Raw genomic sequence first — 26,338 nt, 5'->3', positions numbered from 1 at the left:
GGGCCTTCTTCCTGTCCGCGTTCGCGGCTCTGGCCGACCCGGTCTCCCGGACCTACTACGACAAGAAGATCAGCCAGGGAAAGCACCACACCCAAGCCCTCCTCTGCCTCGCGAGACGACGAGCCGACGTGCTCTTCGCAATGCTCCGCGACGGCACCTTCTACGACCCACAGCCCGCCCCATCAGCTTGACGAACCCCATAGGGGCACCCCCCCCCGCAGTAGGAGTGGGGAAGTGGGCGACCAGCCCCCACCGAGCCCTCACCCCGAAACGTCACCGCACCACCCCCTTCACCACCGGCAGTGCACCTCCCCCACCCCTCCGGAACCGAACCGATTCCCCCGGCGTATTCATGGGCAGGGGTTCCGCTGCGATCCGATCAAGATCGAGTGAAGGCCGGTGCCGAATGTCAGTCCGGGCGGCGATACTGGGCGGCGACCGGATGACCATGGGGGAGGTCAAGTGACACACCCGCCGACGAAGAGCGCGGCACCGCCAGGAGCAGGCACCGCCCTGCCCGCACAGCGGACCGGCTCCCCCGCGCCCGAGGCGGCACCCCCGCGCCGCCGCTCCGCGTTCGCGGAAGGCGTCGAGCAGGTGCGCGCCGCCGCCACCACCGAGCCCGGCCGGCTCCGGATCATCGGCGCCGTCCTGGCCGTGCTGATCGTCGCCTTCGGTGCCGTCACCGCCTGGCAGATGACCGACCGCGCGGCCGCCGCCGACGACGTGCTGCACCGCAGCCAGCCGCTCAGTTCGGGCGCCGCCGACATCTACCGCTCGCTGGCGGACGCCAACACCACGGCCTCCAGCGGCTTCCTGGCGGGCGGCCAGGAGACGGCCGCCTCCCGCACGCGGTACGAGACGGACGTCCAGACCGCCGCCGCCAAGCTGGTCACCGCCGCCGCCAACTCCGAGCCCGGCTCGCCCTCCGAGGCGGCCGTGGCAAAGCTGAACAAGCTGCTGCCGGAGTACGAGGGGCTGGTGGAGCGGGCCCGCGTGTACAACCGGCAGGGTTACCCGGTCGGCGGCGCGTATCTGCGGTACGCGAACGAGAAGATGCAGCAGGAGATGCTCCCGGCCGCGGAGGATCTCTACACGAAGGAGAACGCCCGCCTCGCCTCCGACTACTCGGACGCGACGCCGTACCCGTGGGCGGCGATCGTCCTCGGCCTCCTCGCGCTCGCCGCGCTCGCCTGGGCCCAGCTGCGCCACTACCGCCGGACGAACCGCCTGCTGAACCACGGCCTGGTAGCGGCCTCGGCGGCCACCGTCGTGACGCTGCTGTGGCTGGTCGTCGGCCACACCGTCGCCCGGTCCGGCCTGGACGGCTCCTACGACCACGGCGTCCGCTCGCTGAACGTGCTGCACGACGCGCGGATCGCCTCCCTGAAGGCCCGCGGGAACGAGAACCTGAGCCTGGTGGCGCGCGGCGCCGAGACGGTCACGGTCGGCGGGCAGACGTACGACGCGTACTACTACGACTTCGACAAGGACATGACGGCGCTGGGCAAGGGCCTCACCGAGGCCGCGGCGCTGGCGCACGGCACGGCCGGCGGCAAGCCTGTCGTGGCGGCCGAGGGGAACATGAAGGTGTGGAAGGAGCGGCACACCGCCGCCCGCACCGAGGACGAGAACGGCGACTACCAGGCGGCGCTGGACAAGGTGATAGGCACCAAGGACGCGACCGCCGAGTGCTTCGACAGCGTCGACACCAACCTGAAGAGCGCGCTGGCGTACGAGGAGACCGAGTTCAAGGAGCAGGCCACCGACGGCCGGAACGCGATGTCCGGACTGCCGATCGGAGCCGCCATGCTGGGGGTCGCGGCGGCGTCCGGCGCGCTGTTCGGCATCGGGCGCAGGCTTTCGGAGTACCGGTGAGAGGGGGCGTGGCGATGTTCGTGCGGCGGATGAGGGCCTCCCTGCGCGGCTGGGGCGGAGTGGGTGCGATGGCGGTCGGCTGCGCGCTGGCGCTGGCGTTCGTCCTGCTGCTGCCGCTCACCCAGTCCCGTGGTGAGGGCGGCCGGGGCGAGGGGCTCGGCGGCCCGGGGCTGGCGACCGGCAGCCCGGCGAAGGCCGACGACTGCACCGACTCCCAGGCGCAGAACGAGACCTGGTCGCCGTCGGGCGCGGACGGGTCCACCATCGACGCCATCAAGGCCCGTACCGGCGCCAAGCGGAAGCTGATCGTCGGCGTCGACCAGAACAGCTACCGCTGGGGCTACCGCAACCCGAACAACTCGGATGCGGAGCTGGAGGGTTTCGACATCGACCTGGTGCACCGGATCGCCCAGGACATCCTCGGCGACCCGAACGCGGTGCAGTTCAAGGCGATTCCGACGAGCCAGCGGATACCGGCGATCCAGGACGGCCGCGTCGACATGGTGGTGCGCACGATGACCATCAACTGCGACCGGCTGAAGGACGTCGCGTTCTCCGCGCCGTACTTCAAGACCGGGCAGCAGGTCCTCGCCCCCAAGTCGTCCTCGATCACCGGCTACAACGGCACGCTGGCGCACAAGAAGATCTGCACGGCGGCCGGTTCGACGGCGTACGCCAAGCTGGACGCCGACCGGAAGTCCGGGAAGCTGGTCGCCTCGGCGGACATCTCCACCACCGTCCCCAACCAACTCGACTGCCTGGTGCGGCTGCAGCTCGGCGAGGTCGACGCGGTGGTCACCGACGGCGCGCTGGCCGCCAGCCAGGCCGCCCAGGACCCGACGGTCGAGCTGAAGGGTGCCCCGTTCACCACCGAGTACTACGGCGTGGCGATGAAGAAGGACGCGACCGATCTGGTACGCCGGGTCAACCAGATCCTGGTGGAGTACCGGGCCGACGGCTGGCAGGCGTCGTACGACAAGTGGCTGTCGGCGACACTGGGAGGGGACTCGGCGGCGTCGAAACCGGCCGCGCCGCAGTACCTGCGCAGCAGCTGACCCGCATCCGCGAGGCCCAGCCCCGACAAGCAAGCGAGAGGTGATCGATGGGCGTCACGGACCCCGCCGGGCCGGTGATGGACCGGGACGAGGTGGACCGTGCGCTGGCGCGGCTCGGCGCGGAGCACGAGGCGATCGAGACCTCGCTGCTCGCCCTGCAGGACCACGCGGGCCGCAGGCTCCTCGAAGGCGCCGAGCTGACCGGGACGACCCGGGAGCGGTGGGCGGCCGCGGACGCGTCGATCACCCTGCTGTGGGCCTACTTCGACGCCTACACGGACGCGCTGCGCTCCGCCCGGGAGATCAGGGCCCGGCGCCGCTGGTCCAGCCGTGAGGACCTGGTGGAGCTGACCGAGCTGCTGCGCGGCGAGTCCGTGACGGTGGCGGGCAGCGCCACGGCGACGGCGAACGCGCCGACCCTGCTGTCGGCGGCCGGCCGGCTCAGCGAGCGGTTCTCGCTGGCGGCCCTGGTCGACCGGATGAACGAGCTGTACGCGACCTCGCTGGACATGGTCGTCACCGCCGACGCGGTGTGGTCGGCGCTGCCCGCACGGATCGATTTACTCGCCGCGGAGCTGCAGCGCACCCGCAAGCTGGCACACTCCGTCGGGGTGCGCCCCGGCGAGCACCCGGCGGGCGACGACCTGGAGCGGATCACCCGGACGCTGACGAGGCTCCGGGAGGACGTCGTGTCGGATCCGCTGACGTTCTGGGTTCCCACGCAGGGGAGTTCGGCACCGGGCGGCGGCCGTCCCGACACCACGGTGTACGACCGGGAGGCGCAGGCGCTGGAGGAGGTGCGGCGGGAGATCGACGCCGTGCTGACCGTACGGCAGGACGCCGAGGCCCGGCTGATCAAGCTGCGGGACGTGCTGTCCCGCGCGGACCGCACCCTCGCCGAGGCGCGCACCGCGCGCGGTGAGGTGCTGGCGAAGATCGCGGCGACCGAGGTGCCGGTGGTCAGCGGCCCGCCGACCGTGCTGCAGGAGCAGCTGGCGACGGCCGCCGAGTACCGCAGACAGGCCCAGTGGCACCGCCTGTCACCGCTGCTCGAATCGCTGGAGCAGAAGGCGGAGGACGAACTGCTGCGCGCCCGCGAGTCGTTGACGGCGGTCACCGCGCCGCTCGCGGTGCGCGCGGAGCTGCGCGGCCGGCTGGACGCGTACAAGGCGAAGGTGGCCCGGCACGGGCTGGCGGAGGACCCGTTCCTGATCGAGCGGTACGACGCGGCCCGGCGGATGCTGTGGAGTGCGCCCTGTGATCTCAGGGTCGCGGAGCAGGCGGTGCTGCGCTACCAGCAGGCGACGGCCGAGGCGCTGGGGGCGCCGCGGGTGCCGCGGGTGCCGCAGCAGGGCGGGCCAGAGGACCGGAGGGGAGAGTAGTCGTGAGTCAGGCGGGAGAGGCCTGCCAGCGGCCGGGCTGCGAGGGGTCGTACGAGGACGTGGGCGGCGGTGAGCTGTACTGCGACACCTGCGGTCTGGCGCCGGTCGTCTCGGCGACCGGAATGGTCGAGTCGCCGCACACCGGGATCACGGCCGGCGGCAAGGGCTCGACGGACAGCGGGAGTTCGCGCTCCAGCAGCCGCGGCAGCACGCGTACGTCGTCGCAGTCGTCGAAGTCGCGGCGCTCGGTCTCCGGGCGGCTGTCGCGGTCCCTGTCGGGCAATGCGACGGGCCGTTCGGTGTCGGTGCGCAGCTCCGGTTCGTCGACGAGCGCGTCCGGGCGCAGCCGGCTGGGCGCCGGTCTGGTCACGGTGCCGCAGGTGCCGAAGCCGGACCCGCGCGAGATGGTCCTGGAGAACCCCGAGGTGCCGGAGCGGAAGCGGTTCTGCTCGCGCTCGGACTGCGGGGCGCCGGTGGGCCGGGCCCGCGGGGAGCGGCCGGGGCGGACCGAGGGGTTCTGCACCAAGTGCGGCAACCCGTACTCGTTCGTGCCCAAGCTCAAGGGCGGCGACGTGGTGCACGGCCAGTACGAGGTCGCGGGCTGCATCGCGCACGGCGGCCTGGGCTGGATCTACCTCGCCGTGGACCGGGCCGTCGCCGACCGCTGGGTGGTCCTCAAGGGCCTCCTGGACACCGGCGACCAGGACGCGATGGCCGCCGCGATCTCCGAGCGACGGTTCCTCGCGGAGATCGAGCACGCCAACATCGTGCGGATCTACAACTTCGTCGAGCACCTCGACCAGCGCACCGGCTCCCTCGACGGCTACATCGTCATGGAGTACGTCGGCGGCAAGTCCCTCAAGGAGATCGCCAACGACCGCCGTACCCCGGAGGGCCGCCGGGACCCGCTGCCGGTGGAGCAGGCCTGTGCCTACGGCATCGAGGCCCTGGAGGCCCTCGGCCACCTGCACAGCCGCAACCTCCTGTACTGCGACTTCAAGGTCGACAACGCCATCCAGACCGAGGACCAGCTCAAGCTGATCGACATGGGCGCGGTGCGCAGGATGGACGACGAGGAGTCGGCCATCTACGGCACGGTCGGCTACCAGGCGCCCGAGGTCGCCGAGGTCGGCCCGTCCGTCGCCTCCGACCTGTACACGGTCGGCCGTACCCTCGCCGTCCTCACCTTCGACTTCCAGGGCTACACGACCGTCTTCGTGGACTCGCTGCCCGACCCGGACAACATCGAGGTCTTCCGGCAGTACGAGTCGTTCTACCGGCTGCTGGTCCGGGCCACCGACCCCGACCCGGCGCGCCGGTTCGCCTCCGCGCAGGAGATGGCCGAGCAGCTGACCGGCGTGCTGCGCGAGGTCGTGTCGGTGCAGTCCGGCACCGCGCGGCCCGCGCTGTCGACGCTGTTCGGGCCCGAGGTGAAGGTCACGGACACCGAGCTGTTCCCCAAGCTGGACGGGGACGTGTCCCGGCTGGGGGCGCGGGCGGTGGCCTCCAGGACGCTCGCGCTGGACCCGTCGGGAGCGGCCCCGGATCCGGCCGACCCCGCGCTGGTCAGGCCGATCGCCACCCCGGCCGCCGCGCTCGCCCTGCCGGTCCCGCTGGTCGACCAGAACGACCCGAACGCCGGCTTCCTGGCGGGCCTGTCGACCTCGCTGGTGGGCGAGGTCAGCCTGCTCAGCGCGCTGGCCGCGGTCCCGGCGCAGACGGTCGAGACCGAGCTGCGGCAGATCCGCGCGCGGCTGGAGAACGGCGACTTCGAGGCCGCGCTGGTGAGCCTCGGCCGGCTGGAGGACGAGCAGCCCGACGACTGGCGGGTGGTCTGGTACCGGGGCGTGGCCGCCCTGGTCACCGGCGACTTCGAGGGCGCGGCGCTGTCCTTCGACGCGATCTACGACGCCTTCCCCGGCGAGACCGCGCCGAAGCTGGCGCTCGGCCTGTGCGCCGAGGTGCTCGGCCAGCTGGACAACGCGGCCGAGTACTACCGGCTGGTGTGGGCGACCGACCCGGGCTTCGTCAGCTCCGCGTTCGGCCTGGCCCGGGTGCAGTTGGCGGCCGGGGACCGGCGGGGTGCCGTACGGACGCTGGAGTCGGTGCCGGAGGCCTCGATCCACTACACGGCGGCCCGGGTGGCGGCCGTACGGGCGCGGCTGCGGCACCGGACCGCGGCGGCCGACGACACGCCGTTCCTGGACGATCTGACGGCCGCCGCCGGGCAGATCGAGGGACTGGACGCATACGGTCTGGATCCGGCCCGGCGTGAGCAGTTGTCGGCGGAAGTCCTCGGCTGCGCGCTGGACTGGATACTCTCCGGGGGCCAGGACTCCCAGCCCGCCGTCGGCGGCCGGGTGCTGCTCGGCAGCGGTCTGGACGAGCGGGGCCTCCGCTTCGGCCTGGAACGCTCGTACCGCACGCTGGCCAGACTGGCGACCGGCGGTGAGGAGAGGATCGACCTGGTGGAACGGGCCAACCGTTACCGCCCCCGGACGTGGGTGTAGTTGATGTCGCAGATGCCCCAGCAGGCCGCACCGGCGAAGTGCCCGAGCTGCGCGGAGCCGCTCGAATCGGGTGACCTGTTCTGCGGTGCGTGCGGGTACGACCTGTCGGTCGTACCCGCCGCGCCGCAGGACCACCCGACCCTCACCATGGGCGCCGCCGGTGTGGGATCCTCGGGCGTGGACTGGCCCCCGCCCGAGCCGGAGAGCTCCGGAACGCCCGCGGCACCGCATCTGCCGACCGACCTGCCCGGCACCGACTCGGGCGGCAAGCAGCTGCCGGCGTCGCCGCACGGTTCGCCGGCGTCGCCGCCCCCGCACGGATCGCCGCCCCCGCACGGATCGCCGGTGTCGCCGGCCTCCGGGGTGCGGTTCGACCGGCCGCCGGAGCCCGACGAGTACCCGCTGCAGGCGCCGGACCCGCGGGTGGCCGCCTCCGCCGCCGAGACCACCGAGCTGCCGAAGGTCTGCGTGGCCTGCCGTGCGGGCCGGGTCGACGACGACGGCTACTGCGAGAACTGCGGGCACGCCCAGCCCCGCGAGCGCGACCACATGGAGCAGGAGGCGGGCCCGGTGGCCGCCGTCAGCGACCGCGGGCTGCGCCACCACCGCAACGAGGACGCGTTCGCCGTCGGCCACACCGCGCTGCCCGACGGCACCCCGGCCTCGGTGGCGGTCGTCTGCGACGGCGTCTCCTCGGCGACCCGTCCCGACGAGGCGTCCATGGCCGCCTCCCGGGCCGCGATCGAGGCGCTGCTGGCCGCGCTGCAGCAGGGCACCCATCCGCAGCAGGCGCTGCACGACGCGATCGTCGCGGCCTCCCAGGCGGTCAACGCCCTCGCGGAGGAGCCCCCGTCGGCCCGTGAGCACACCCCGCACCAGAACGCCCCGGCGTGCACGATCGTCGCCTCGATCGTGGCCTCGGGCCTGCTGGTGGTCGGCTGGGTGGGCGACAGCCGCGTCTACTGGGTGCCGGTGGACCGGGGCGCACCGGCGGCCCGGCTCACCGAGGACGACTCCTGGGCGGCGCAGATGGTCGCCGCGGGCCTGATGAGCGAGGCGGAGGCGTACGCCGACGAGCGTGCCCACGCGATCACCGGCTGGCTCGGCGCGGACGCCTACGAGGTGGAGCCGCACACCGCTTCCTTCAAGCCGGACCGGCCCGGTGTGGTGGTGGTGTGCAGCGACGGCCTGTGGAACTACGCGGAGACGGCCGAGGAGATGTCCGAGATCGTCCCCGCGGACGCGGCCGTACGACCGCTGCACGCGGCCCGGGTACTGGTCGGCCACGCCCTGGACGGCGGGGGCCACGACAACGTAACAGTGGCGCTGCTGCCGTTCCCGGAACCGCCACAGGGGGCAGGATCCGCCTGAGGCCACCGCAAAACGGCCGCAAACGGGGAAGAGACGCACAGGGAAGCATCGGCGGACCGGAGGGGACCGGTCCGCACAGTGTCAGCAGCACCCACCACGCGTGGGGTGGAGGGGGACCAGAGCAGTCATGGCCAATTTCTCGAAGTCGAACGTGCCGCAGTTCTCGGTGGACGTGTACCAGAACGAGTACCTGCCGGAGGGCGGCCGCGAGGTCAACGCGATCGTCACGGTGACGGCGACCGGCGGCGGCACCGTCGGGACCGCGGTCGGGGCCTCGTACGCACCCGGGCAGGGGCCCTCCGCCGGGGTGGCGATCATGGTCGACTGCTCGGGTTCGATGGACTACCCGCCCACCAAGATGCGCAACGCCAGGGACGCCACCGCGGCCGCGATCGACACCCTGCGCGACGGCACCCACTTCGCGGTGATCGGCGGCACGCACGTCGCCAAGGAGGTCTACCCGGGCGGCGGCCGGCTCGCGGTGGCCGACCGCACCTCGCGCGAGCAGGCCAAGCAGGCGCTGCGCAGGCTGAGCGCGGGCGGCGGTACGGCGATCGGAACCTGGCTCCGGCTCGCCGACCGTCTCCTCTCCTCCGCGGACATCACCATCCGGCACGGCATCCTGCTCACCGACGGCCGCAACGAGCACGAGGCGCCGGAGGACCTCAGGGCCGCCCTGGACTCCTGCGCCGGACGGTTCACCTGTGACGCGCGCGGTGTCGGCACCGACTGGGAAGTGAAAGAAGTCACAGGCATCGCCTCCGCGCTGCTCGGCACCGCCGACATAGTCGCCGACCCCACGGGCCTGGCCGCCGACTTCACGCAGATGATGGAGACGGCGATGGGCAAGGAGGTCGCGGACGTCGCGCTGCGGCTGTGGACCCCGGTCGGCACGACCATCAAGTTCGTCAAGCAAGTGGCACCCACGGTCGAGGCGTTGACCGACCGGCGCACCGAGGCGGGGCCGCGCGCCGGGGACTACCCGACCGGTTCCTGGGGCGACGAGTCGCGTGACTACCACGTGTGCGTGGAGGTCCCCACGGCCGGGCTCGGCCGGGAAATGCTCGCCGCACGGGTGTCGTTGGTCGTCCCGCAGCCCGACGGCAGCATCCAGAACCTGGGCGCGCAGGGCCTGATCAGGGCGGTGTGGACGGACGACATGGTCGCCTCGACCTCCATCAACCCCCAAGTCGCCCACTACACCGGCCAGGCCGAACTGGCACAAGCCATCCAGCAGGGTCTCGATCTTCGCAAAGCAGGCGATATGGACGGGGCAACGGCCAAACTGGGTCGGGCCGTTCAGTTGGCAAGCGCTTCCGGGAACGCGGATACTGCGAAACTGCTTGCGAAGGTGGTGGACGTGGTCGACGCCACGACAGGTACTGTGCGACTGAAGGCGAAGGTCGAGGAGGCCGACGAGATGACTCTCGAGACAAGGTCCACAAAGACTGTTCGTGTAAAGAAGTGACCTGACAGTCCACACGCAGGACCACCCAGACAGGCTCAGGACGATCCTGACAGAGAGGGAAGCCCGCCATGCCGACCTGCCCGAACGGACACCAGTCGGGTTCCGACGACTGGTGCGAGGTGTGCGGTCACCGCATGGCCGGTGCCGTACCTCCGCCGCCCCCGCCGACCGCCGGCGGCTACGGCTTCCCGCCGCCCGCGCCCGGCGCCCCGGCCGGTGGCCCGATGGGCGGCGGCCGCCATCTGTCCGCGGTGCCGAACGCACACGAGCCGGAGCTCTGCCCGCAGTGCCGTACGCCCCGTGAGGGCGGTGCGCCGTTCTGCGAGGAGTGCCGCTGGAACTTCCTGACCAACACGGCCACCTCGTACACCCCGGCCGCCCCGCGCCCGCCGGCGGGCGGTCCCGGTCCGGCCGCGCCCACCTTCCGGCCGCCGGCCCCGCCGACGTTCGGCGGCGGCGACTCGTACGAGTACCAGGGCTCGCGCCCCTCGCAGATGAACCGTCCGGCCGAGCCGATCCCGTCCTTCGGCAGCGAGCCCTCGGGCCCGACGCCGTTCGCGGGCGAGCGCGGCGGCGGCCCGTCGGCGTTCGGCGGCGACCGCGGCCAGCCGCCCGGCCCGTCGGGCCCGCCTGGTCAGCAGGGGTTCGGCGCCGACCGCGGCCAGTCCGGCCCTCCGGCCTTCGGCGGCGGCGACCGGGGCCAGTCCGGTCCTCCGGCCTTCGGCGGCGATCGCGGTCAGTCGGGTCCGCCCGCCTTCGGCGGCGGCGACCGGGGCCAGTCCGGTCCCCCGCCCTTCGGCGGCGAGCGCGGCCCCTCGGCGCCGCCCCCGCCCTACGGCGGCGCCCCGGGCCAGAACGCCGGCGGTCCGTCTGCGTTCGGTGCCCCTCCCGGCCCCGGCCAGGCCTCCGGCCCCTTCACCCGCGACCCCTCCGGCGGCCCCGCCGGGCCCTTCGGTGGCGCGGACCCGTCCCGGCCGCCGGTTCCGCCGCCGCCCGGCGGCCCCGGTGGCGCTCCCGGAGCGTTCCAGCAGTCGGCCCCGCCCGCGCCGCCCGGCTTCCCGCAGGAGACCAGGCCGCCGGCCGGCGGCCCGTCCTTCGGCGGCGGTGACGACGACTGGGTGATCTCCCCGCCGGGACCGGCCGCGGGCCCCGGCGCGCCCGCCCGTCCGGGCGGCTACGGCTACCCGCAGCCCGGCGCCACCCAGGCCCCGCCCGGCCCCGCCTTCCCGCAGGCCCCGCAGGGCCCGGCGACCTGGATGGCGACGATCGGCCCGGACCGCGAGTACTTCATGGCGATGATGCAGCGCTCGGGCCCCGAGGCGGCCGGCCTCAACCTGCCCGCGTACTCCCCGGAGCAGCAGCGCACGCTCACCGGCAACCAGGTCACCATCGGCCGCCGCCGGCACTCCACCGGCGACACCCCCGACATCGACCTGTCGGTGCCGCCGGAGGACCCGGGCGTCTCGCACCAGCACGCGGTCCTGGTCCAGCAGCCCGACGGCAGCTGGGCGGTCGTCGACCAGAACTCGACGAACGGGACCACGGTCAACGGCGGCGAGGAGCCGATCCAGCCCTTCGTCCCGGTACCGCTGCAGGACGGGGACCGGGTGCACGTCGGGGCCTGGACGACGATCACTGTCAGGCGGGGCTGAGCTGCAGCGCGCCCCTTTTAGGGGCGCGGGGCTGTGTTGAATTTGCGGCTGCCGCCGCGTGGGCGCGGCCAGCCTCCACCGGCCCGCAGCCGAAGAACCGTGCTCAGACCGGGAGCGGCCAGACAAACGGCCCCTCCCGGTCGTCCAGCCACACCCACTCCCCGTCTTTCCCGACGCTCACCCCGAACCGCTCCCGCCCCGGCCTCCCCTCCCGCACCCACACCTCGTAGGCCTCCCGCGGACTGAGCACCCCCTGGGTCAGCTCCGCCAGGAACTGGAACAGCTCGTCCTCCCGAGCCCGTGGCGGCACCTCACCCATGTCTCCCGCCCGCGCCCTCGCCACGCCCCGCAACGGCACGAAGAACGCCCCCGACGGCAGGAACCTCCCCTCGGCGCACCCGCCCCGCACGGTCAGGGCCAGCAACCCCGTGGCCACCGGCGTGAGAATCCGCGCCCCCTCCCCGCACTGCGCCACCCACGCGCGCGGCACGCTCGGCAGCGCACACGTCGCAATGATCCGGTCGTACGGCGCCCGTTCCGGCAGCCCCCGCGCCCCGTCCCCCGTGACCACGGCCGGCCGGTACCCCGCCGCGGCCAGGTGCCGCCGCGCGGACTCGCTGATCTCCGGCTCCACGTCGACGGTGGTGACCAGGTCGTCGTCGCCCAGCCGATGCGCCAGCAGTGCCGCGTTGTACCCGGTGCCGGCACCGATCTCCAGCACCCGGTCACCGTCGGCCACCCGCAGGGCGACCAGCATCCGCGCCATCAGCGAGGGCTGGCTGCTGGAGGAGAGCAGCTCGCCGTCGCGCAGCCGGGTGGCCAGCGGTACGTCCTCGTAGGCGCCGCGCACCCACCGTTCCCGGGCCGCCGGATCCGGGCTCTCGCCCCACCGGCGCTCATAGCCGTGCGCCCCGGCGACGTAGTAGTAGGGCACGAACAGATGCCGGGGCACCACCGCGAACGCCTCCCGCCACACCGGCTCCGCCGCCCAGACCCCCTCGGCCTCGATCTCCCGCACCAGCGCGGCCCGGGCCGTGGCGGCGAGCCCCTCGGTCCCGCTGTCGTAGGCGCCCATGTCTCCACCCTAGGCGCGTGCCCCTGCCCCGGGTCCTAAGCCTTGAGTCCTGGGTCACCCTGTCTGAGACCATGTACGGGTGAGAGAGATTCGGCGCGGCACGCTTCAGGAGAAGACCTTCTACGAGCAGGTCGGCGGGGAGGAGACCTTCCGCCGACTGGTCCACCGTTTCTACGAGGGCGTCGCCGGGGACCCGATCCTGCGGCCGATGTACCCGGAGGAGGACCTGGGACCGGCCGAGGAGCGGCTCGTCCTGTTCCTCATGCAGTACTGGGGCGGACCCACGACGTACAGCGACAACCGCGGCCACCCGCGGCTGCGGATGCGGCACGCGCCGTTCACCGTGGACCGGGCGGCGCACGACGCCTGGCTGCAGCACATGCGGGTGGCCGTGGACGAGCTCGGTCTCTCCGAGGAGCACCGCGAACAGCTCTGGAACTACCTCGCCTACGCGGCCGCCTCGATGGTCAACACACCCGACTGACCGCCGCCCGGCCTCGGCGGGCGGCTGTTCAGCGGACGCTGAACGCTCTGACTCCGTTGGCCTCGAAGTCGAAGACGGTCCGGTTGATCCGCAGGCCGTCGACGGCCCCGATCCACATGAAGTCGCGGCCCTTGCTCACCCCCGCGGTGTAGATGACGGGCGCCGCACCGCCGTCGTCGAGCCTCGACATCAGGGTCTGGAAGTCGCAGTTGTCGGCCAGCGCGCAGTGGATCGCGGGCCCGGCGCTGCCCGTGAGCCACCACGTGCCGGTCGTGGTGGCGTCCAGGTAGCCGCTCCACCGGTTCGTCACCGGCGAGGCGGGCGGATTCCACACCATCGAGGAGTAGATGGCGGGCGAGTTGCCGAGGTTCGGATTGATCTCGAACCTGATGTTCGGCATGTTCACGTTGGCGCCGCCGTAGCCGACGTTCTCACCGGTCTGGAAGACGTGGAAGCCGACCTGATGCAGTTGCAGGACCGGGTCGCCGTAGAAGTCGACCTCGTTGCCGAAGTGGACGGCCTCACTGGGCGGGCTGAGGGAGGTGGAGTGGTCCGCCACCTCGATGCCGAGGCTGCCGTGGCCGCAGGGCGGCGACGGGAGAGCCGATCGTGTTGCGGGTGATGACGCCCCAGTGGGCCGATCGTCCGTGGCTTCCTCCGTCCGGGACGGCGGAGGCCGCTCCCGGTACGGCCGAGGCTGCGACGATCGCGACCAGCGCCGTGACCGTGACCCCGAGCGCCGATCTCCGTTTCGTTCCGAAGCGGGTTCTCACACTGACACCTCGCGTGGTCGGAACACGCCACGGTAGATACTCTACGTAACGGCACCGCCACGACGCACCAGTTATATGTACCGATCAATCCCCATGATGGAACAGCTCCGCCGAAGGCTCCCGGCGGCTCTCAGCGGACGCTGACGTCCAGTGCCCCGAGTCCCGCCCGCCGTACGGCGATCGACCCGAACGGCGTCCGCAGCCGCAGCCACGCGCCCGCCGAGAGCAGCACGGCCTCGTCGTCCGGCCGCAGGAAGCCCAGTGACTGCGCCGCGTGCACGGCCCGGACCGGCAGCAGAGTGCCGCCGACCGTCCGGGACCAGATGTCCCGCCCGATCCGGTCGAGTGCGGCCCGGGTACGACCGTCCGGGGCCAGTTCCTCGGTGCGGGACCGGAATTCACCGACCGCGGCGGCGACCGTGGCCCGCAGCGCCTGCGGCGCGGGCAGCCCCGGCTCGGCCCGCCAGCCGCCCCGCGGCGGCAGCACCCCGGCCCACGGCGGCCCGGTCACCGCCCCCGGCACGGCGGCCGTGGCGGCCTGTTCGTCGACCGACTCCAGCAGTTCCCCCGCCGACACGGTCACGTCGAGGGTGACGTCCAGGCCGTCCTCGTACGGCTTGGCGAGCCGCACCGCGCGGATCGCCAGCACCTCGAAGGACGGCGGCCGCCCGAAGACGGCGAGCGCGGTGCCGGCCGCCTGCAACCGCACCGCGGCCGAGCGGTCGTAGCGCAGCAGCCGGGAGAGGAAGGCCGCGAGGTCCGCCGCCTCCCCGTCGTCAGCGAGGTGGAGCACCGTCATGCGGCGACGGCCTCCTCCTTGTCGTCGTCGCGGTACTCCTCCAGGAAGTCCCGCTCCTCGGCGGTGATCCGGCGCGGCCGTCCGGCGTCGAAGTCGAACGGCACGACGACCGTCGAGGCCCGTACGTAGAGCAGGTCGTCGTCCTTCACCTCGTAGGTGATGGTGAAGGACGCGGCCCTGATCTCGGTGATCCACAGCTCGATGTCGACCGGGTGGTGCCGGTGGACGAGCTGCCGCTTGTAGTCGATCTCGTGGCGCGCCACCACCGATCCCTGCTTGAACTCCTTGTCCGGGCGGAAAAGGAAGTCGATCCGGGCCTCCTCCAGATAGCGGATGAAGACCGCGTTGTTGACATGGCCGTACGCGTCCATGTCGGACCAGCGCAGGGGGCAGCGGTAGAGATGACGCAAGTTCGATCAGCCCCGGGTCAGCTTCTTGTAGGTGGCACGGTGCGGACGCGCGGCGTCCGCGCCGAGCCGCTCGATCTTGTTCTTCTCGTACGACTCGAAGTTGCCCTCGAACCAGAACCACTTGGACTCGCCCTCGTAGGCGAGGATGTGGGTGGCGACCCGGTCGAGGAACCAGCGGTCGTGGGAGACGACCACGGCCGCGCCGGGGAACTCCAGGAGCGCGTTCTCGAGGCTGCTGAGGGTCTCGACGTCGAGGTCGTTGGTCGGCTCGTCGAGGAGCAGCAGGTTGCCGCCCTGCTTGAGGGTGAGGGCGAGGTTCAGCCGGTTGCGCTCACCGCCGGAGAGGACGCCGGCGGGCTTCTGCTGGTCGGGCCCCTTGAAGCCGAAGGCGGAGACGTAGGCCCGGGACGGCATCTCGACCTGTCCGACGTTGATGTAGTCGAGCTCGTCGGAGACGACCGCCCACAGGGTCTTCTTGGGGTCGATGTTGGCTCGGCTCTGGTCGACGTACGAGATCTTGACGGTCTCGCCGACCTTGATGTCGCCGGAGTCCGGGGTCTCGAGGCCCTGGATCATCTTGAAGAGGGTGGTCTTGCCTGCGCCGTTCGGACCGATGACGCCGACGATGCCGTTACGGGGCAGCGTGAAGCTCAGATCGTCGATGAGGACCTTGTCGCCGAAGCCCTTGGTGAGGTTGGTGACCTCGACGACGATGCTGCCGAGCCGCGGGCCCGGCGGGATCTGGATCTCCTCGAAGTCCAGCTTCCGCATCTTGTCGGCCTCGGCGGCCATCTCCTCGTAGCGGGCGAGACGCGCCTTGGACTTGGCCTGACGCCCCTTGGCGTTGGACCGCACCCACTCCAGCTCTTCCTTGAGCCGCTTCTGCCGCTTGGCGTCCTTCTGCCCCTCGACCTTGAGACGGGTCGTCTTGGTCTCCAGGTACTTGGAGTAGTTGCCCTCGTAGCCGTGGAGGCGGCCGCGGTCGACCTCGCAGATCCAGCCGGCCACGTTGTCCAGGAAGTACCGGTCGTGGGTGACGGCGACGATGGTGCCGTCGTACTTGGCGAGGTGCTGCTCCAGCCAGTTCACCGACTCGGCGTCGAGGTGGTTGGTGGGCTCGTCGAGAAGCAGCAGGTCGGGGGCTTCGAGCAGCAGCTTGCAGAGCGCGACCCGGCGCTTCTCACCACCGGAGAGAGTGGTGACGGGCCAGTCGCCGGGCGGGCACCCGAGGGCGTCCATGGCCTGCTCCAGCTGGGCGTCGAGGTCCCACGCGTTGGCGTGGTCGAGCTCTTCCTGGAGCTTGCCCATCTCGTCGAGCAGGGCGTCGGAGTAGTCCGTGGCCATCAGCTCGGCGATCTCGTTGAACCGGTCGAGCTTGCCCTTGACCTCGGCGACACCCTCCTGGACGTTCTCCAGGACGGTCTTGTCCTCGTTGAGCGGCGGCTCCTGGAGCAGGATGCCGACGGTGTATCCCGGCGAGAGGAAGGCATCGCCGTTGGACGGCTGGTCAAGCCCCGCCATGATCTTCAGAATGGTCGACTTACCGGCTCCGTTCGGGCCGACCACACCGATCTTCGCGCCGGGCAGGAAGTTCAGCGAAACGTCGTCAAGGATCACCTTGTCGCCGATTGCCTTACGCGTCTTGCGCATGGTGTAGATGTACTCAGCCAAGAGAAACCGTCCGGCAGCTTGAAATCTGGCAGTGGGCAGATACACCCCATCTTGCCTGACGTCCAGCCTCGGGTGTTAACCCGTTTGGTCCGGGGGCTGTGACCTGGCGTTTCGCCGGCGGTCACGGTGACCCGTCCGTCACTGCCGGTCGCTGTCGAGTGCCCTCGGGCGGCCCAGGAGCCGGCCGACCCGTGATATCAGGTGACTGGGCCTGCTCGGTATCGTCGGGACCGCGGCGGTCCCCGGCGAGGATGCCCTGCGCCTCCGGCTGGCGCCTCCCCACGGAGGCGGACATCGGGCACGGTGTCGTGGATGCGGGGAAGTCGGGGACCGCCGGCGTGGGCGCTGCCCTGGGCTTGAGGAATGGCCTGAGGGGGCTGCCCAGCCGCGCGGCGATGCCGGCGGGTACGGGGACCTTGGCGTCGGCCGTTCGTGGCCGTTGCCATCCGCCGTTGTTGATGTCAGACGTGGATGTCAGACATGGATGTCAGAACGGGAGGTTGTCCGGGTCCTCGGAGATGCGCCTGGCGAACTCGTCGATGACCTGGGGTACGACTCGCGGGGCGTCTTCGTCCTCCAGCGCCTGTCGGAGGGCCGGCCGGACCACCGCGTACGCCCGTCCGGCGTGAGAGGACCGGGTCCGGCCGACTGCCCGCTCGATCTTCGCCAAGTGGGCCGCCACGATCGGGATCGCCTCGTCGTAGTCGCTGGGGTCCGTGGCCATGGGACCAGCCGATCAGGGCGAAGCGAGGAGGTCAAGGCCGACGATGTGCCCTCGGCTCGGGAAGCTGAGGCATTTTGGCAGCAGTTGGTGCGCCGACATGGCCGAACCCTTTGTGCGTCACCTCGTTGGGCTGAGCCGCTCTCCCTGTCTCGGCAGGGAGAGAGCGCGGCCAAGGGGGTGGCTGTCCCTCATGCTCCTTGAGAACCAGGGCCAATGGTCAGTGACGCACTGACCGGCGGGCACGGGCGGTGAGGCGTTCCAGGGGGCCGGCTGTGAGTTCCTCGGCTTCCTGGGGTGGGCCTTCGCGCCAACTCGTCGTCGGTCGCCCGGCCTTGGGCCGGACCGTACAGCGCGGATCTGGCAGCGAGCCGCGCTCGACGCCGTGGTGCGTGGCGTATGCGGTCTCGCTGCCAGATGCGCGCCTTCCAACTGTGGCGGTGGGGAGTTCAGCCGTGACCGGGACGGCCCGTACTCCTCACCGCAGCACCTCGGACAGCCCGCGGGCAGCCGTGGAAACCACCGCTAGGCGGCCTGGGACCGCGCCACTCGCGGGTCCGAGGCGGGCTCCTGTGCGTCCTCGGACCAGGAGCTCTCGTCTTCTCCGAAGTCCGGGGCCTGGAAGGGCTTTGTCGTCGGAGGCGGTGATACTGCGGTGGAACTGCGGGGTTGCCCTTCCAGGGCGGAGAACAGCGACGTCGAGTCGATGGGAGGTCTGCCTTTCGTTACAGGCCCCTGATGGGGCCTGGCGTGCCGTGACCGGGCACAGGGGGTCCTACAGCTTGGTCATCTTGGTGTACGGGCTCAGGATCCGCATTTGTGCCGAGCCGAAATCTACGAGCGCCGCGATTCCGTCCTCGATGCCGACTACCCGGCCGAGGCCGTGCACGTCATGTGTGACCTGGTCGCCTATGGCGAACTGCTCGGGAGCCCGGGTGACCGGGGCCTTGAAGGGGCTGGTAGGCAGGTGACGCTTCGGTGCCGCAGGCTTTGTCATGGGTCAGTATGCGCCTTCGTGTGTCCTGCTCGCTGTGGCCGTCGGCACAGATCCCGACGGAAACAACCTCATCATGTCACTGACCTGGCGTTTCGAGACCGGTGCGGCCGCGACATCCGGCGCGGCTGTGGCACGGACCCCGGCTGACGGCAGTCCGCCACGAGTGTGCCGATCGATGATGCGCACATACGTTTGAGGTTGTCCACCGTCGATGTCGCCGGCGACGCTGCGCCGGCGGCTGTCCGCGGAACGCTTCGGTGCGTGCCATCTGCGCGACGAGGGTCGTCGGGAATAGCCTGGAGAGGAGTGGCACCGGGACGGAACGGAGCCTCCCGATGCATTCCCTCAGCCGAGGGGGACGTGGAAGAGGGAGGCGGAAAGCCGTGCCCTGGAATCTGAACGGCACCTATCTGGAGAGCTGCAACTGCGACGTGGTGTGCCCCTGCACCACCTCGGGCCTCACCGCACCGGCCGACCACGAGCGCTGCCGGGTGACCTTCGCGTTCCACGTGGACAGCGGGAACGTGGACGGCGTGGACGTCTCCGACCGCAGCGTCGCCGTCTTCATCGACGCGCCCCAAGTGATGGCCGAAGGCGGCTGGCAGGTGGCGATGTACGTGGACGCCTCGGCCGACGACGGCCAGGCGGAGGCGCTGGGCAAGGTCTTCTCCGGTCAGGCCGGCGGGCCGATGGCGGCGCTCACTCCGCTCATCGGCGAGGTGCTCGGCGTGGCGCGCGTTCCCATCGACTACCGCGACGACGGCCGCCGCCACAGCGCACGGGTGGGCGACGCCATCGACATCGAGATCGAGGACCAGGTCGCCCCGCAGTTCGGTGCGGACGGTCCGGTCATGGGCCTGACCGGCATCTTCCACCCGGTGAACAGCACGCTGACCATTGCCCGGTCCACCCGGGCGACGGGCGACGGCGTGTACGGCCGGTCCTGGGACTTCTCCGGCGGCAACGGACACTCGGCGCCCTTCACGTGGTCCGCGTGACCGGTCGGCCGGTCGCCGTCCGCCGCAGGGCGGGTCCGGCGGGACTGCTGCTGGCCGCGGCGGCCGCCGCCTGGGTCTGGGTGGTGACACGCTGGGGCGGCATGCAGGCGATGCCGGGCACCATGGGCCTCGGCCTGCCCTCGTTCCTGGCCGTGTGGACGCTGATGACGGCCGCGATGATGCTGCCCGCCACGGCGCCCGTAGGCGCGCTGTACGCACGCACCATCACCGTGCACCGGGCACCTCGCATGGTCGTCTTCGCGGTCGCCTACCTGCTGGTCTGGGCCGCGGCCGGGCTGCCCGCGTACGGGCTGGCCGCCGGCCTGGGCCGGGCGGCGGGCCTCCCGGCCCTGGCGGGGACCGCGGTGGCCGCGGCCGTGTTCGCGGCCAACGGCGTCTACCAGCTCACGCCGCTCAAGGACCGCTGCCTGGCGAGGTGCCGCTCACCGATCGGGCTGATGCTGCGCTACGCCTCGTACCCGGGGCCCTCGCGCGATCTGCGTGCCGGAGCCCACCACGGGGCCTTCTGTCTGGGCTGCTGCTGGTCGCTGATGGTCCTGCTGGCGGCGTTCGGTGTGATGAACCTCTGGGCCATGGTGGTCCTGACCGCCGTGATCACCGCCGAGAAGCTGGCGCCGGCCGGCCGGCTGGTGGCCCGTGCTGTGGGAATCGCCTCGATCGCCCTGGCCGGCGCCGTCTTCTGGGTCCCGGCACTGGCGCCGGGCCTCACCGGTGGCGGCATGGCCGGGATGTGAGGACGCGGCAGCCGGAGGGTGGTGTCCGGCTCGGTTCCTTTCGACGTGACAGCGCTCGGGGAGGGGCGCAGGCTGAAGGGAGTGCCCGGAACATCCGGGAGTCCGTCGGGTGCCGGGAGACGGAAGGCCGCTCATGCCGCGATCCATGCGCGCACTCGTAGCCGTCGAGGTCGGCGAGCCGGACGAGGTGCTGCGGCTGGAGTCCCGGCCTGTTCCCACGGCAGGTGCCGGCCAGGCGTTGATCCGTGTGCAGGCGACTCCGGTTCACGCCAGTGACCTGCACGTGGTGCGTGGTCGCTACGGTTTCTCCCCCGGGTTTCCCGCTGTCGGGGGGTACATGGAATGCGTGGGTCGTATCGAGGCCCTGGGGCCGCAGACCGGGGGACGACTGAGGATCGGCGAGCGTGTGGTGGTCGCTGCCGTCCCGGCCGTACCCGGGCCGCGGGTGGCCGGTACCTGGCAGGAATACCTCGTTGCCGACACGCACAGGCTGCTGCCGGTTCCCGGCCGTCTGAGTGATTCCAGCGCCTGTCAACTCGCCGTCAACCCGTTGACCGCGCTGCTCCTGGTGAATCGCGAACTCGATGTACAGCCGGGCGAATGGCTGTTGCAGACGGCGGCGGGTTCCACCGTCGGCCGGCTCGTCGTCCAGCTGGCCGGGCATCTGGGTATTCGCACGATCAATGTGGTGCGGCGGCGCGATGCCGTTGCGGAGATCAAGGCGCTCGGCGGCGACGAGGTCATCTGCACCGAGGACGAGGACCTGCTGCAGCGTGTGACCGAGATCGCGGGACCGGCCGGCGTACGCAAGGCCGTCGACTGTGTCGCGGGGCATCTGGGTGCCCAGGTGTCCCAGGCGCTGGCTCCGGGAGGAGAGGCCGTGGTCTACGGCGCGCTCTCCACCCATCGGCAGACCGACCCGGCGGCGCTGACGATCCCGCTGTCGGCGCGCTCGCTCATCTACGAGACCAAAGTGGTCCGCGGCTTCTGGCTGAACCGCTGGTTCGGCGCTGCCTCGCCCGCGGATGTGCTGGACGCGCTGTGCGAGGTGCGCACCCTCGTCACTGACGGAGTGCTGAGCATCCCCCAGGGCCGGCCGTTCCCGCTCGAAGACTTCGCCGAGGCCGTCTCGTTCGCCGAAGCACCCGCCCATGGCGCCAAACCGCTCTTCGTCTTCGACGACGGCCGGGACCGGGACGAAGAAGGGTCTGTCTAGCGCCGGGCTCTGTGCAGGAGGAGGGCGGTCGCCGCCACCGCCGCCACCGCGCCGGCGGTGCGGAAGGTGCGGTCGGAGTGCCAGGAGAGAGCCGACCAGCGGGAGTTGGCCGAGAGGACGGAGCCCGTGCTCAGCCAGGAGCCGGCCGAGACGAAGGACAGCGCCGAGCCGATCGAGCCCACCGAGAGGGCGCTGCCGATCGAGCCGACGGAGAGGGCCGAGCCGACCGACCCGATGGAGAGCACGGAGCCCACCGAGCCGATCGACAGCACCGAGTCGTGCGACCACAGGGACAGGACGGAGTCCGGGGGCGACGACGCGCCGGGTGACTTGGTCATGACGCCATAGTGCCCGGCGGGTCGCCCGCGCGTCCCGGACTCAGTCGGTCTGCTGGTTCTCCCGCTGGCGCAGGATCACCAGGACCGCGCCGCCGATCACCACCAGGCCGATGGCCACGCCCGTGATCACGCCGGTCGCGGAGTCACCGCCGGTCGCCGCGAGGTTGACGTCGGCCGCGGTGCCGCCGACCGAGGCGGGGCTGGGCTCGCTGAGGGTCTGGGTGGTGAGGCCGGCGTCGGTGCCCTGGGTCTTGCAGTCGAGGACACCGGTGAACCGGCGTTCGAGGCCGTTCGGCCCGGTGATCGTGAAGTCGTAGGACTGGTCCTCCTGGAGCGGGACGGTCACCGTCCGGGAGGTGCGGGCGGGGATGCTGTACTCGGTGCTCACCAGCTCGAAGGTGAACGGCTTGTCCCCGGTGTTGGCCGCGGTGATGTCCACGCCGCCGCGGGCGCAGTTCTTCTCGGCCGACAGCGCCGGTATCGCGCCCTGGCCCGCCCAGGTCGCGTTCGCGGTCGCGGTGACCGTCGACTCGCTGGAGCCCGCCAGGATCTGCGTCTGGCTGCGGCTCTCGGAGGCGAAGGCCCGGCCGACGGGGACCGTCGTCGACGCCTGGACGGCCAACTCGGCGGAGCTGTCCGCGGCGTCGTCGGGAACCTTGAAGTACAGCTCGCTGCCGTCCTGCGCGGCGGTGACCGGCTTGCCGGTCTTGTCGGTGATCCGTACGCCGCTGAGCGCCGCGTCGGACGGCGGGACCACGGTGACCGTGCCCGCGTTGGTGTGGACCGTCACCGGGCCGAGCAGGCCGCCCGGGCGGCCGGAGACGGCCGGCGGGGAGAGGGTCAGCGAGGCCTGCGGCTCGTTCTGGCCGCGGGCGTTCTTCTCCAGGTAGTCGGCGAGCTTCTCGGCCTGCGGGTCGACGGCGTCGACGTCCGCGCCGTCCGAGAAACGCCAGATCGCCACCTGCGTGCCGGCCGCCGCGTCCTGCTCGGTGAGGTTGCCGACGCCTGCCTTGCGGGCCAGCGCGGCAAGGTCGTTGACCTGTGGGTAGGAGTTCTGCAGGATCCAGCGGATGTTGCCGGCGTTCTTGTTGGCGCCGAGCGAGGTGCCGCTCCACGCCGTCTCGTGGTACTTGGCGTCCCGCTGGGTGGGGTTGTGGAGGTCGACGCAGTACGTCTGGAGGGTGCCGCCGCCGTCCACGGACATCTCGAACAGGCCCGCGGCCACCTGCTCGTCGCCGCTGTCGCCGTGCACCACGGCCTCGCCGTAGGTCTTCAGGCCGCTCATGGTCGCGGTCGCCCCGCTCTGGCTCGCGGCGGTCCCGTCGTCGGCGGCGGCCCGGCCGGCGCCGGTCAGCGCGGCGGCGGCCACCAGCCCGGACACCAGTGCCGCGGCGGCGAGGCGGGCCATGCCTCTCGCGGCCGCGGCCGGGCCGTAGTGCCTGGCGGACGCACGGGGCGCCGAGGAACCAGAGAACGCAGCGAGCACAGAATTCCCCTTCGAGCAGGACCCGTTGGACGCGGGGGGGGTGGTCCCACCAGCAGAATCAGCGACCCCAGAGGCCACGCCCGGCATCCTATGGATCAGCCGGACCGGCCTTTCCCGATGAGATGGTCGGATGAGCGATCCGATCCGTAATCGTTATCGCGGGGGCACCTGCGAGCAGGGCTTGTCGACAAATCCACCCGATCGTCCTGGCGGGTACTTCCGAGCACACCGAACACAGTCGCCGGTGCGCCGATTCACCGATGAGCCGATGCGCCGTCACGGGTCGCCGGCGGGTCGCCAGTTGGAGGCGGCTCGGGTGGTCCATAGCGAACAGGCCGCTGTGCGGGCCGACTTCACGTCACGGCACGGCCACCGGTTCCGCGATGGCGGCCGGGGACTCCGCCGGCGGCTCCGGCGGTGTCTCCCAGTTCGGCTCGGGGCGTGGTGGTGCCGATGGTGCCGGTGTCGCCGTGTCCGGCTTGCCGGTGCGCCGGAAGGCCGCCGTGCCGCGGGCGAGGTCGTGGCCGATCACCACCGCGTCGATGTCGGCGGAGGCCCACTGCTGGCCCTCCCGGGTCTCGGTGCGCACCTTCAGCCTGCCCTGCACGACGACCGGGTCACCGACCGTCAGCGAGGTCGCCGCGTTGGTGGCGAGCTGCCGGTTGGCCCACACCGTGAAGAAGTTGGTGTGGCCGTCCGTCCAGGTGTTCTTCTCCCGGTCCCAGTAGCGCGAGGTCACCGCCAGCCGGAACCGCGCCGACGGTCCCGCCGCCAGCTCCCGGTACACCGGCTGCGTCGCCACATTGCCCACCGCGCAGACCAACGTCTCGTTCATCACGAACCCCTCCCTCGCCCGGCCGCCGCGGCCGGGCGGATCCGCGTACGGGTCCGTCCCGTACGGCGGTGTCCACCGCGGCGACCGCATGGTTGGGATGCGTGGGATGCGTTCACGCTCGTGTTCGTCGAGCGTGTGCGTCCGTGTGCGTCGCGATCGCCGCGGGACCAGACTGCCGCCGTCGGCCCGGGCCCGCCGAGCGCTGTGGACCACCGCAGGCCTGTGGAAAACTCCACCACCCTGAGGAGTGACCCGCGTCCTCCGGACGAAGCCTCACCCAGACCGAGCCCCACCCGGACCGGGCGCCTGCCCCGGCCCGGCCACGTCACACCGCTCCGGCGCCCGTCCGCGTCACACCACTCCGGCGTTCGCCTGTGTCACCCTCCCGTACTGCTCCCGCACCTCCTGGTACCGCAGCAGCTCCGCCGCCACCGGGTCCAGCACCCGGGCCCGGCCGCAGCCGGCCGCCGCCTCCCGCAGCCGGCGTTCCGCCTCCAGGCCGTAGCGGCGGGCCGGTCCGCGGGCCGCCATCCGGCAGCCCCACTCGACCAGCGGTCCGCCGACGATCCCGGCGACCATCAGCAGCACCGGAACGCCCAGGTTGGGCGCCATCACCCCGGCGATCTGCCCCACCAGCCACAGCCCGCCGACCACCTGAAGGAGCGTCATGGCGGCCTGGGCGAGCACCGCCACCGGCCACCAGCCCGGCCGAGGTGGCCGCCCCGGCGGCAGCCCGGCCCGCGCGGCCAGGTCGTCGAGCGCCTCCGGAAGGCCCTGCGCGCCGCGTACGGCCGCCTCGCGCACCGCCTGCGCCCAGGGCGCGGGCAGCCCGGCCGAGGCCCGCTCGGAGACCGTACGGACCGCCTGCTCGACGCGCTGCCGCGCGGTGGCCTCCACCTCCGGCTGGGCCTGCTGCAGGCGCCCGGTGGGCAGCTCGCCGCGCTTCTGGCGCCAGCGCCACAGCCGCAGCCAGGGCGTGCCGCAGGCCCGGTTGGCATTGCGCCGCCAGGCCCGTTCGGCGGCCTCGCCGGCGGCGGTGGCGCCGACCGCGTCCGCGAGCCGCGCGGCGAAATCGTCGCGCGCCTCCTCGCTGAGCCCGGCACGCCGCCCGGTGGCGTAGACGGGCCGCAGCCGGGCCGCGGCGGCGTCCACGTCGGCGGCGACACGGCGGACCGCCGCGCCCCGCTCGGACACGAACTGGCCGAGCACCTCGCGCAGTTCTCCGATGCCGTCGCCGGTGAGCGCGGACAGCGCGAGCACGGTCGCGCCCGGGTCGCCGTATTCGCCGAGCGCGATGCCGTCCTCGTCGAGCAGCCGGCGCAGATCGTCCAGGACCTGGTCGGTGGCCTCGCCGGGCAGCCGGTCGGTCTGGTTGAGGACGATGAACATGACCTCGGCGTGGCCGGCCATGGGCCGCAGATAGCGCTCGTGGAGGACCGCGTCGGCGTACTTCTCCGGGTCGACGACCCAGATCACGGCGTCGACCAGCTTCAGGATCCGGTCGACGTGCTCGCGGTGCTGGACGGCCGCCGAGTCGTGGTCGGGCAGGTCGATGAGGATCAGTCCGCGCAGCTGCGCGTCCGCCTCCGGGTTGTGCACAGGGCGCCGGCGCAGCCGGCCGGGGATGCCGAGCCGGTCGATGAGGGCCGCGCCGCCGTCGCTCCAGGTGCACGCGATGGGGGCGGCGGTGGTGGGGCGCCGTACGCCGGTCTCCGAGATGGCGACTCCGGCGAGCGCGTTGAACAGCTGGGACTTGCCGCTGCCGGTGGCGCCGGCGATGGCGACGACGGTGTGCTGGCCGGAGAGCCGGCGCCGGGCGGCCGCCTCGTCCAGGACCCGGCCGGCCTCGGCGAGGGCGGTGCTGTCGAGGCGGGTGCGGGAGAGGCCGACGAGCTCGCGCAGGGCGTCGAGGCGGGAGCGCAGCGGGCCGTCGTACGCGAGCGGGGCGGGGGGCGGGGCGCCCGGGCCGCGGGTCTCCACGGGTACGGCGGCCTTGGCGGTCTCGGTGACGCGGCGGGCGATGAGGCCGTCGTCCCAGGCGTCGTCGTCGGCGGCCGCATCGCCCTCGGCGGCCGGGTCGTCGTCTGCCGGCTCCCGCTGCTCCCGCACGCGCGCGTGCGGCACGTTCTCGGTTCCGGCGGAGCCCTGGGCGGCTTCGCCCGCCTCGGGGGCCTCCGGGGCTTCGGGACGCCCGGCGGTGCCCGCGGGCTCCTTCCCGGTCGCGTCCCGGCGTGGGGCGGCGTCCGGTACGGAGTCCGGGACACGTTCCCGCGCGGGCTCTCGTACAGCTTCTCGTCCGGCTTCTCGTCCGGCTTCTCGTCCGGGCTGCCGTGCGGCGTCCGGTGTCGGGTCCGCCGCGGTCAGGCCGGTTTCGAAGTCGCTGGTGTAGTCACCGGTGTAGTCACTGGTGTGATCCATGCGTTCCATGTGATCCGTGTGGTCGTGGTCAGTGACGGCGGTCACC

At 72.1% G+C, this 26,338-nt stretch carries 22 protein-coding genes and 1 pseudogene; 12 read left to right on the top strand and 11 right to left on the bottom strand.

The window, feature by feature from the left end; translation table 11 throughout:
* From SSP29_RS57060 to SSP29_RS37365, 8 genes and pseudogenes are all read left to right on the top strand, one after another.
* Positions 1-191 (top strand): annotated as a pseudogene (locus SSP29_RS57060) (IS110 family transposase); the annotation flags it as partial.
* A gap of 271 nt (positions 192-462) precedes the next feature.
* The gene (locus SSP29_RS37395) at positions 463-1,878 is read left to right on the top strand and encodes a GlnX family signal transduction membrane protein (protein WP_150135646.1); all 1,416 of its coding nucleotides are present in this window, start codon (positions 463-465) and stop codon (positions 1,876-1,878) included.
* Between the two features lie 14 nt (positions 1,879-1,892).
* Positions 1,893-2,933: a glutamate ABC transporter substrate-binding protein gene (locus tag SSP29_RS37390; RefSeq protein ID WP_089105377.1), complete on the top strand. Its 1,041-nt coding sequence runs from the start codon at positions 1,893-1,895 to the stop codon at positions 2,931-2,933.
* A 47-nt stretch (positions 2,934-2,980) separates the two neighbouring features.
* Positions 2,981-4,315 carry a hypothetical protein gene (locus tag SSP29_RS37385; protein ID WP_089105345.1) on the top strand — a complete coding sequence of 445 codons (1,335 nt, stop codon included), beginning with the start codon at positions 2,981-2,983 and terminating at the stop codon, positions 4,313-4,315.
* Positions 4,316-4,317: 2 nt separating this feature from the next.
* The gene (locus SSP29_RS37380) at positions 4,318-6,825 is read left to right on the top strand and encodes a serine/threonine-protein kinase (RefSeq protein ID WP_089105344.1); all 2,508 of its coding nucleotides are present in this window, start codon (positions 4,318-4,320) and stop codon (positions 6,823-6,825) included.
* A 3-nt stretch (positions 6,826-6,828) separates the two neighbouring features.
* Positions 6,829-8,196 (top strand): PP2C family protein-serine/threonine phosphatase, encoded by a 1,368-nt coding sequence (locus SSP29_RS37375; RefSeq protein WP_089105343.1) that lies wholly within the window; start codon positions 6,829-6,831, stop codon positions 8,194-8,196.
* A gap of 127 nt (positions 8,197-8,323) precedes the next feature.
* Positions 8,324-9,664: a vWA domain-containing protein gene (locus SSP29_RS37370; protein WP_089105342.1), complete on the top strand. Its 1,341-nt coding sequence runs from the start codon at positions 8,324-8,326 to the stop codon at positions 9,662-9,664.
* A gap of 68 nt (positions 9,665-9,732) precedes the next feature.
* Positions 9,733-11,316, top strand: coding sequence for an FHA domain-containing protein (locus SSP29_RS37365; RefSeq protein ID WP_089105341.1), 1,584 nt, complete (start codon positions 9,733-9,735; stop codon positions 11,314-11,316).
* Between the two features lie 103 nt (positions 11,317-11,419).
* Here the strand turns inward: SSP29_RS37365 and SSP29_RS37360 are convergent, their stop codons facing one another.
* The gene (locus SSP29_RS37360) at positions 11,420-12,391 is read right to left on the bottom strand and encodes a methyltransferase domain-containing protein (protein ID WP_089105340.1); all 972 of its coding nucleotides are present in this window, start codon (positions 12,389-12,391) and stop codon (positions 11,420-11,422) included.
* A 79-nt stretch (positions 12,392-12,470) separates the two neighbouring features.
* Between SSP29_RS37360 and SSP29_RS37355 the strand changes: the two genes are divergently transcribed.
* Complete coding sequence (locus SSP29_RS37355; RefSeq protein ID WP_089105339.1) at positions 12,471-12,875, top strand: globin; 405 nt, start codon at positions 12,471-12,473, stop codon at positions 12,873-12,875.
* Between the two features lie 28 nt (positions 12,876-12,903).
* Here SSP29_RS37355 and SSP29_RS37350 read toward each other — a convergent pair whose 3' ends face one another.
* From SSP29_RS37350 to SSP29_RS37320, 6 genes are all read right to left on the bottom strand, one after another.
* On the bottom strand, positions 12,904-13,434 hold the full coding sequence (locus tag SSP29_RS37350; RefSeq protein ID WP_150135644.1) for a hypothetical protein: 531 nt from the start codon (positions 13,432-13,434) through the stop codon (positions 12,904-12,906).
* Between the two features lie 344 nt (positions 13,435-13,778).
* Positions 13,779-14,447 carry a DUF8010 domain-containing protein gene (locus SSP29_RS37345; protein WP_089105338.1) on the bottom strand — a complete coding sequence of 223 codons (669 nt, stop codon included), beginning with the start codon at positions 14,445-14,447 and terminating at the stop codon, positions 13,779-13,781.
* Positions 14,444-14,857: an acyl-CoA thioesterase gene (locus tag SSP29_RS37340; RefSeq protein ID WP_089105337.1), complete on the bottom strand. Its 414-nt coding sequence runs from the start codon at positions 14,855-14,857 to the stop codon at positions 14,444-14,446. The genes SSP29_RS37345 and SSP29_RS37340 overlap by 4 nt, the downstream gene beginning before the upstream one ends.
* A gap of 6 nt (positions 14,858-14,863) precedes the next feature.
* Positions 14,864-16,528 carry an energy-dependent translational throttle protein EttA gene (gene ettA / locus SSP29_RS37335; protein ID WP_089105336.1) on the bottom strand — a complete coding sequence of 555 codons (1,665 nt, stop codon included), beginning with the start codon at positions 16,526-16,528 and terminating at the stop codon, positions 14,864-14,866.
* A gap of 487 nt (positions 16,529-17,015) precedes the next feature.
* Positions 17,016-17,252: a hypothetical protein gene (locus SSP29_RS37330; protein WP_089105335.1), complete on the bottom strand. Its 237-nt coding sequence runs from the start codon at positions 17,250-17,252 to the stop codon at positions 17,016-17,018.
* Between the two features lie 772 nt (positions 17,253-18,024).
* Complete coding sequence (locus SSP29_RS37320) at positions 18,025-18,246, bottom strand: hypothetical protein (RefSeq protein WP_089105334.1); 222 nt, start codon at positions 18,244-18,246, stop codon at positions 18,025-18,027.
* A 383-nt stretch (positions 18,247-18,629) separates the two neighbouring features.
* Between SSP29_RS37320 and SSP29_RS37315 the strand changes: the two genes are divergently transcribed.
* The 3 genes from SSP29_RS37315 (at position 18,630) to SSP29_RS37305 (ending at position 21,215) form a co-directional block, all read left to right on the top strand.
* A complete protein-coding gene (locus SSP29_RS37315) occupies positions 18,630-19,244 on the top strand; it encodes a DUF1326 domain-containing protein (RefSeq protein ID WP_089105333.1) in 615 nt (204 codons plus the stop codon).
* Entirely contained in the window at positions 19,241-19,999 is a 759-nt protein-coding gene (locus SSP29_RS37310) for a DUF2182 domain-containing protein (protein WP_089105375.1), read from the top strand. The genes SSP29_RS37315 and SSP29_RS37310 overlap by 4 nt, the downstream gene beginning before the upstream one ends.
* Positions 20,000-20,186: 187 nt before the next feature.
* Positions 20,187-21,215, top strand: a complete 1,029-nt coding sequence (locus tag SSP29_RS37305; protein ID WP_245883447.1) for a zinc-dependent alcohol dehydrogenase family protein — start codon at positions 20,187-20,189, stop codon at positions 21,213-21,215.
* On the opposite strand, the gene SSP29_RS37300 is transcribed toward SSP29_RS37305, so the two are convergent.
* The 4 genes from SSP29_RS37300 to SSP29_RS37285 form a co-directional block, all read right to left on the bottom strand.
* Entirely contained in the window at positions 21,212-21,553 is a 342-nt protein-coding gene (locus tag SSP29_RS37300) for a hypothetical protein (RefSeq protein WP_089105331.1), read from the bottom strand. The two genes, SSP29_RS37305 and SSP29_RS37300, sit on opposite strands and share 4 nt — an antisense overlap.
* Before the next feature lie 40 nt (positions 21,554-21,593).
* On the bottom strand, positions 21,594-22,961 hold the full coding sequence (locus SSP29_RS37295; RefSeq protein WP_089105330.1) for a Cys-Gln thioester bond-forming surface protein: 1,368 nt from the start codon (positions 22,959-22,961) through the stop codon (positions 21,594-21,596).
* Between the two features lie 436 nt (positions 22,962-23,397).
* Positions 23,398-23,874 carry a single-stranded DNA-binding protein gene (locus tag SSP29_RS37290; protein ID WP_089105329.1) on the bottom strand — a complete coding sequence of 159 codons (477 nt, stop codon included), beginning with the start codon at positions 23,872-23,874 and terminating at the stop codon, positions 23,398-23,400.
* A gap of 351 nt (positions 23,875-24,225) precedes the next feature.
* Positions 24,226-26,337 carry a YfjP family GTPase gene (locus SSP29_RS37285; protein ID WP_089105328.1) on the bottom strand — a complete coding sequence of 704 codons (2,112 nt, stop codon included), beginning with the start codon at positions 26,335-26,337 and terminating at the stop codon, positions 24,226-24,228.
* Position 26,338 lies beyond the last annotated feature (1 nt).

The organism is Streptomyces hyaluromycini (assembly GCF_002217755.1).
GTDB classification, from domain to species: domain Bacteria; phylum Actinomycetota; class Actinomycetes; order Streptomycetales; family Streptomycetaceae; genus Streptomyces; species Streptomyces hyaluromycini.
Note: the sequence above shows the minus strand (reverse complement) of the source record. Positions and strands in the feature narration are given on the sequence as shown.

Bases quoted from the DNA above. Each gene is read 5' to 3' on its own strand.
- SSP29_RS37300 (WP_089105331.1), bottom strand. From the start codon at position 21,553: ATGACCAAGTCACCCGGCGCGTCGTCGCCCCCGGACTCCGTCCTGTCC.
- SSP29_RS37290 (WP_089105329.1), bottom strand. From the start codon at position 23,874: ATGAACGAGACGTTGGTCTGCGCGGTGGGCAATGTGGCGACGCAGCCG.
- SSP29_RS37385 (WP_089105345.1), top strand. From the start codon at position 2,981: ATGGGCGTCACGGACCCCGCCGGGCCGGTGATGGACCGGGACGAGGTG.
- SSP29_RS37295 (WP_089105330.1), bottom strand. From the start codon at position 22,961: ATGGCCCGCCTCGCCGCCGCGGCACTGGTGTCCGGGCTGGTGGCCGCC.
- SSP29_RS37320 (WP_089105334.1), bottom strand. From the start codon at position 18,246: ATGACAAAGCCTGCGGCACCGAAGCGTCACCTGCCTACCAGCCCCTTC.
- SSP29_RS37330 (WP_089105335.1), bottom strand. From the start codon at position 17,252: ATGGCCACGGACCCCAGCGACTACGACGAGGCGATCCCGATCGTGGCG.
- SSP29_RS37365 (WP_089105341.1), top strand. From the start codon at position 9,733: ATGCCGACCTGCCCGAACGGACACCAGTCGGGTTCCGACGACTGGTGC.
- SSP29_RS37345 (WP_089105338.1), bottom strand. From the start codon at position 14,447: ATGACGGTGCTCCACCTCGCTGACGACGGGGAGGCGGCGGACCTCGCG.
- SSP29_RS37360 (WP_089105340.1), bottom strand. From the start codon at position 12,391: ATGGGCGCCTACGACAGCGGGACCGAGGGGCTCGCCGCCACGGCCCGG.
- SSP29_RS37390 (WP_089105377.1), top strand. From the start codon at position 1,893: ATGTTCGTGCGGCGGATGAGGGCCTCCCTGCGCGGCTGGGGCGGAGTG.
- SSP29_RS37370 (WP_089105342.1), top strand. From the start codon at position 8,324: ATGGCCAATTTCTCGAAGTCGAACGTGCCGCAGTTCTCGGTGGACGTG.
- SSP29_RS37375 (WP_089105343.1), top strand. From the start codon at position 6,829: ATGTCGCAGATGCCCCAGCAGGCCGCACCGGCGAAGTGCCCGAGCTGC.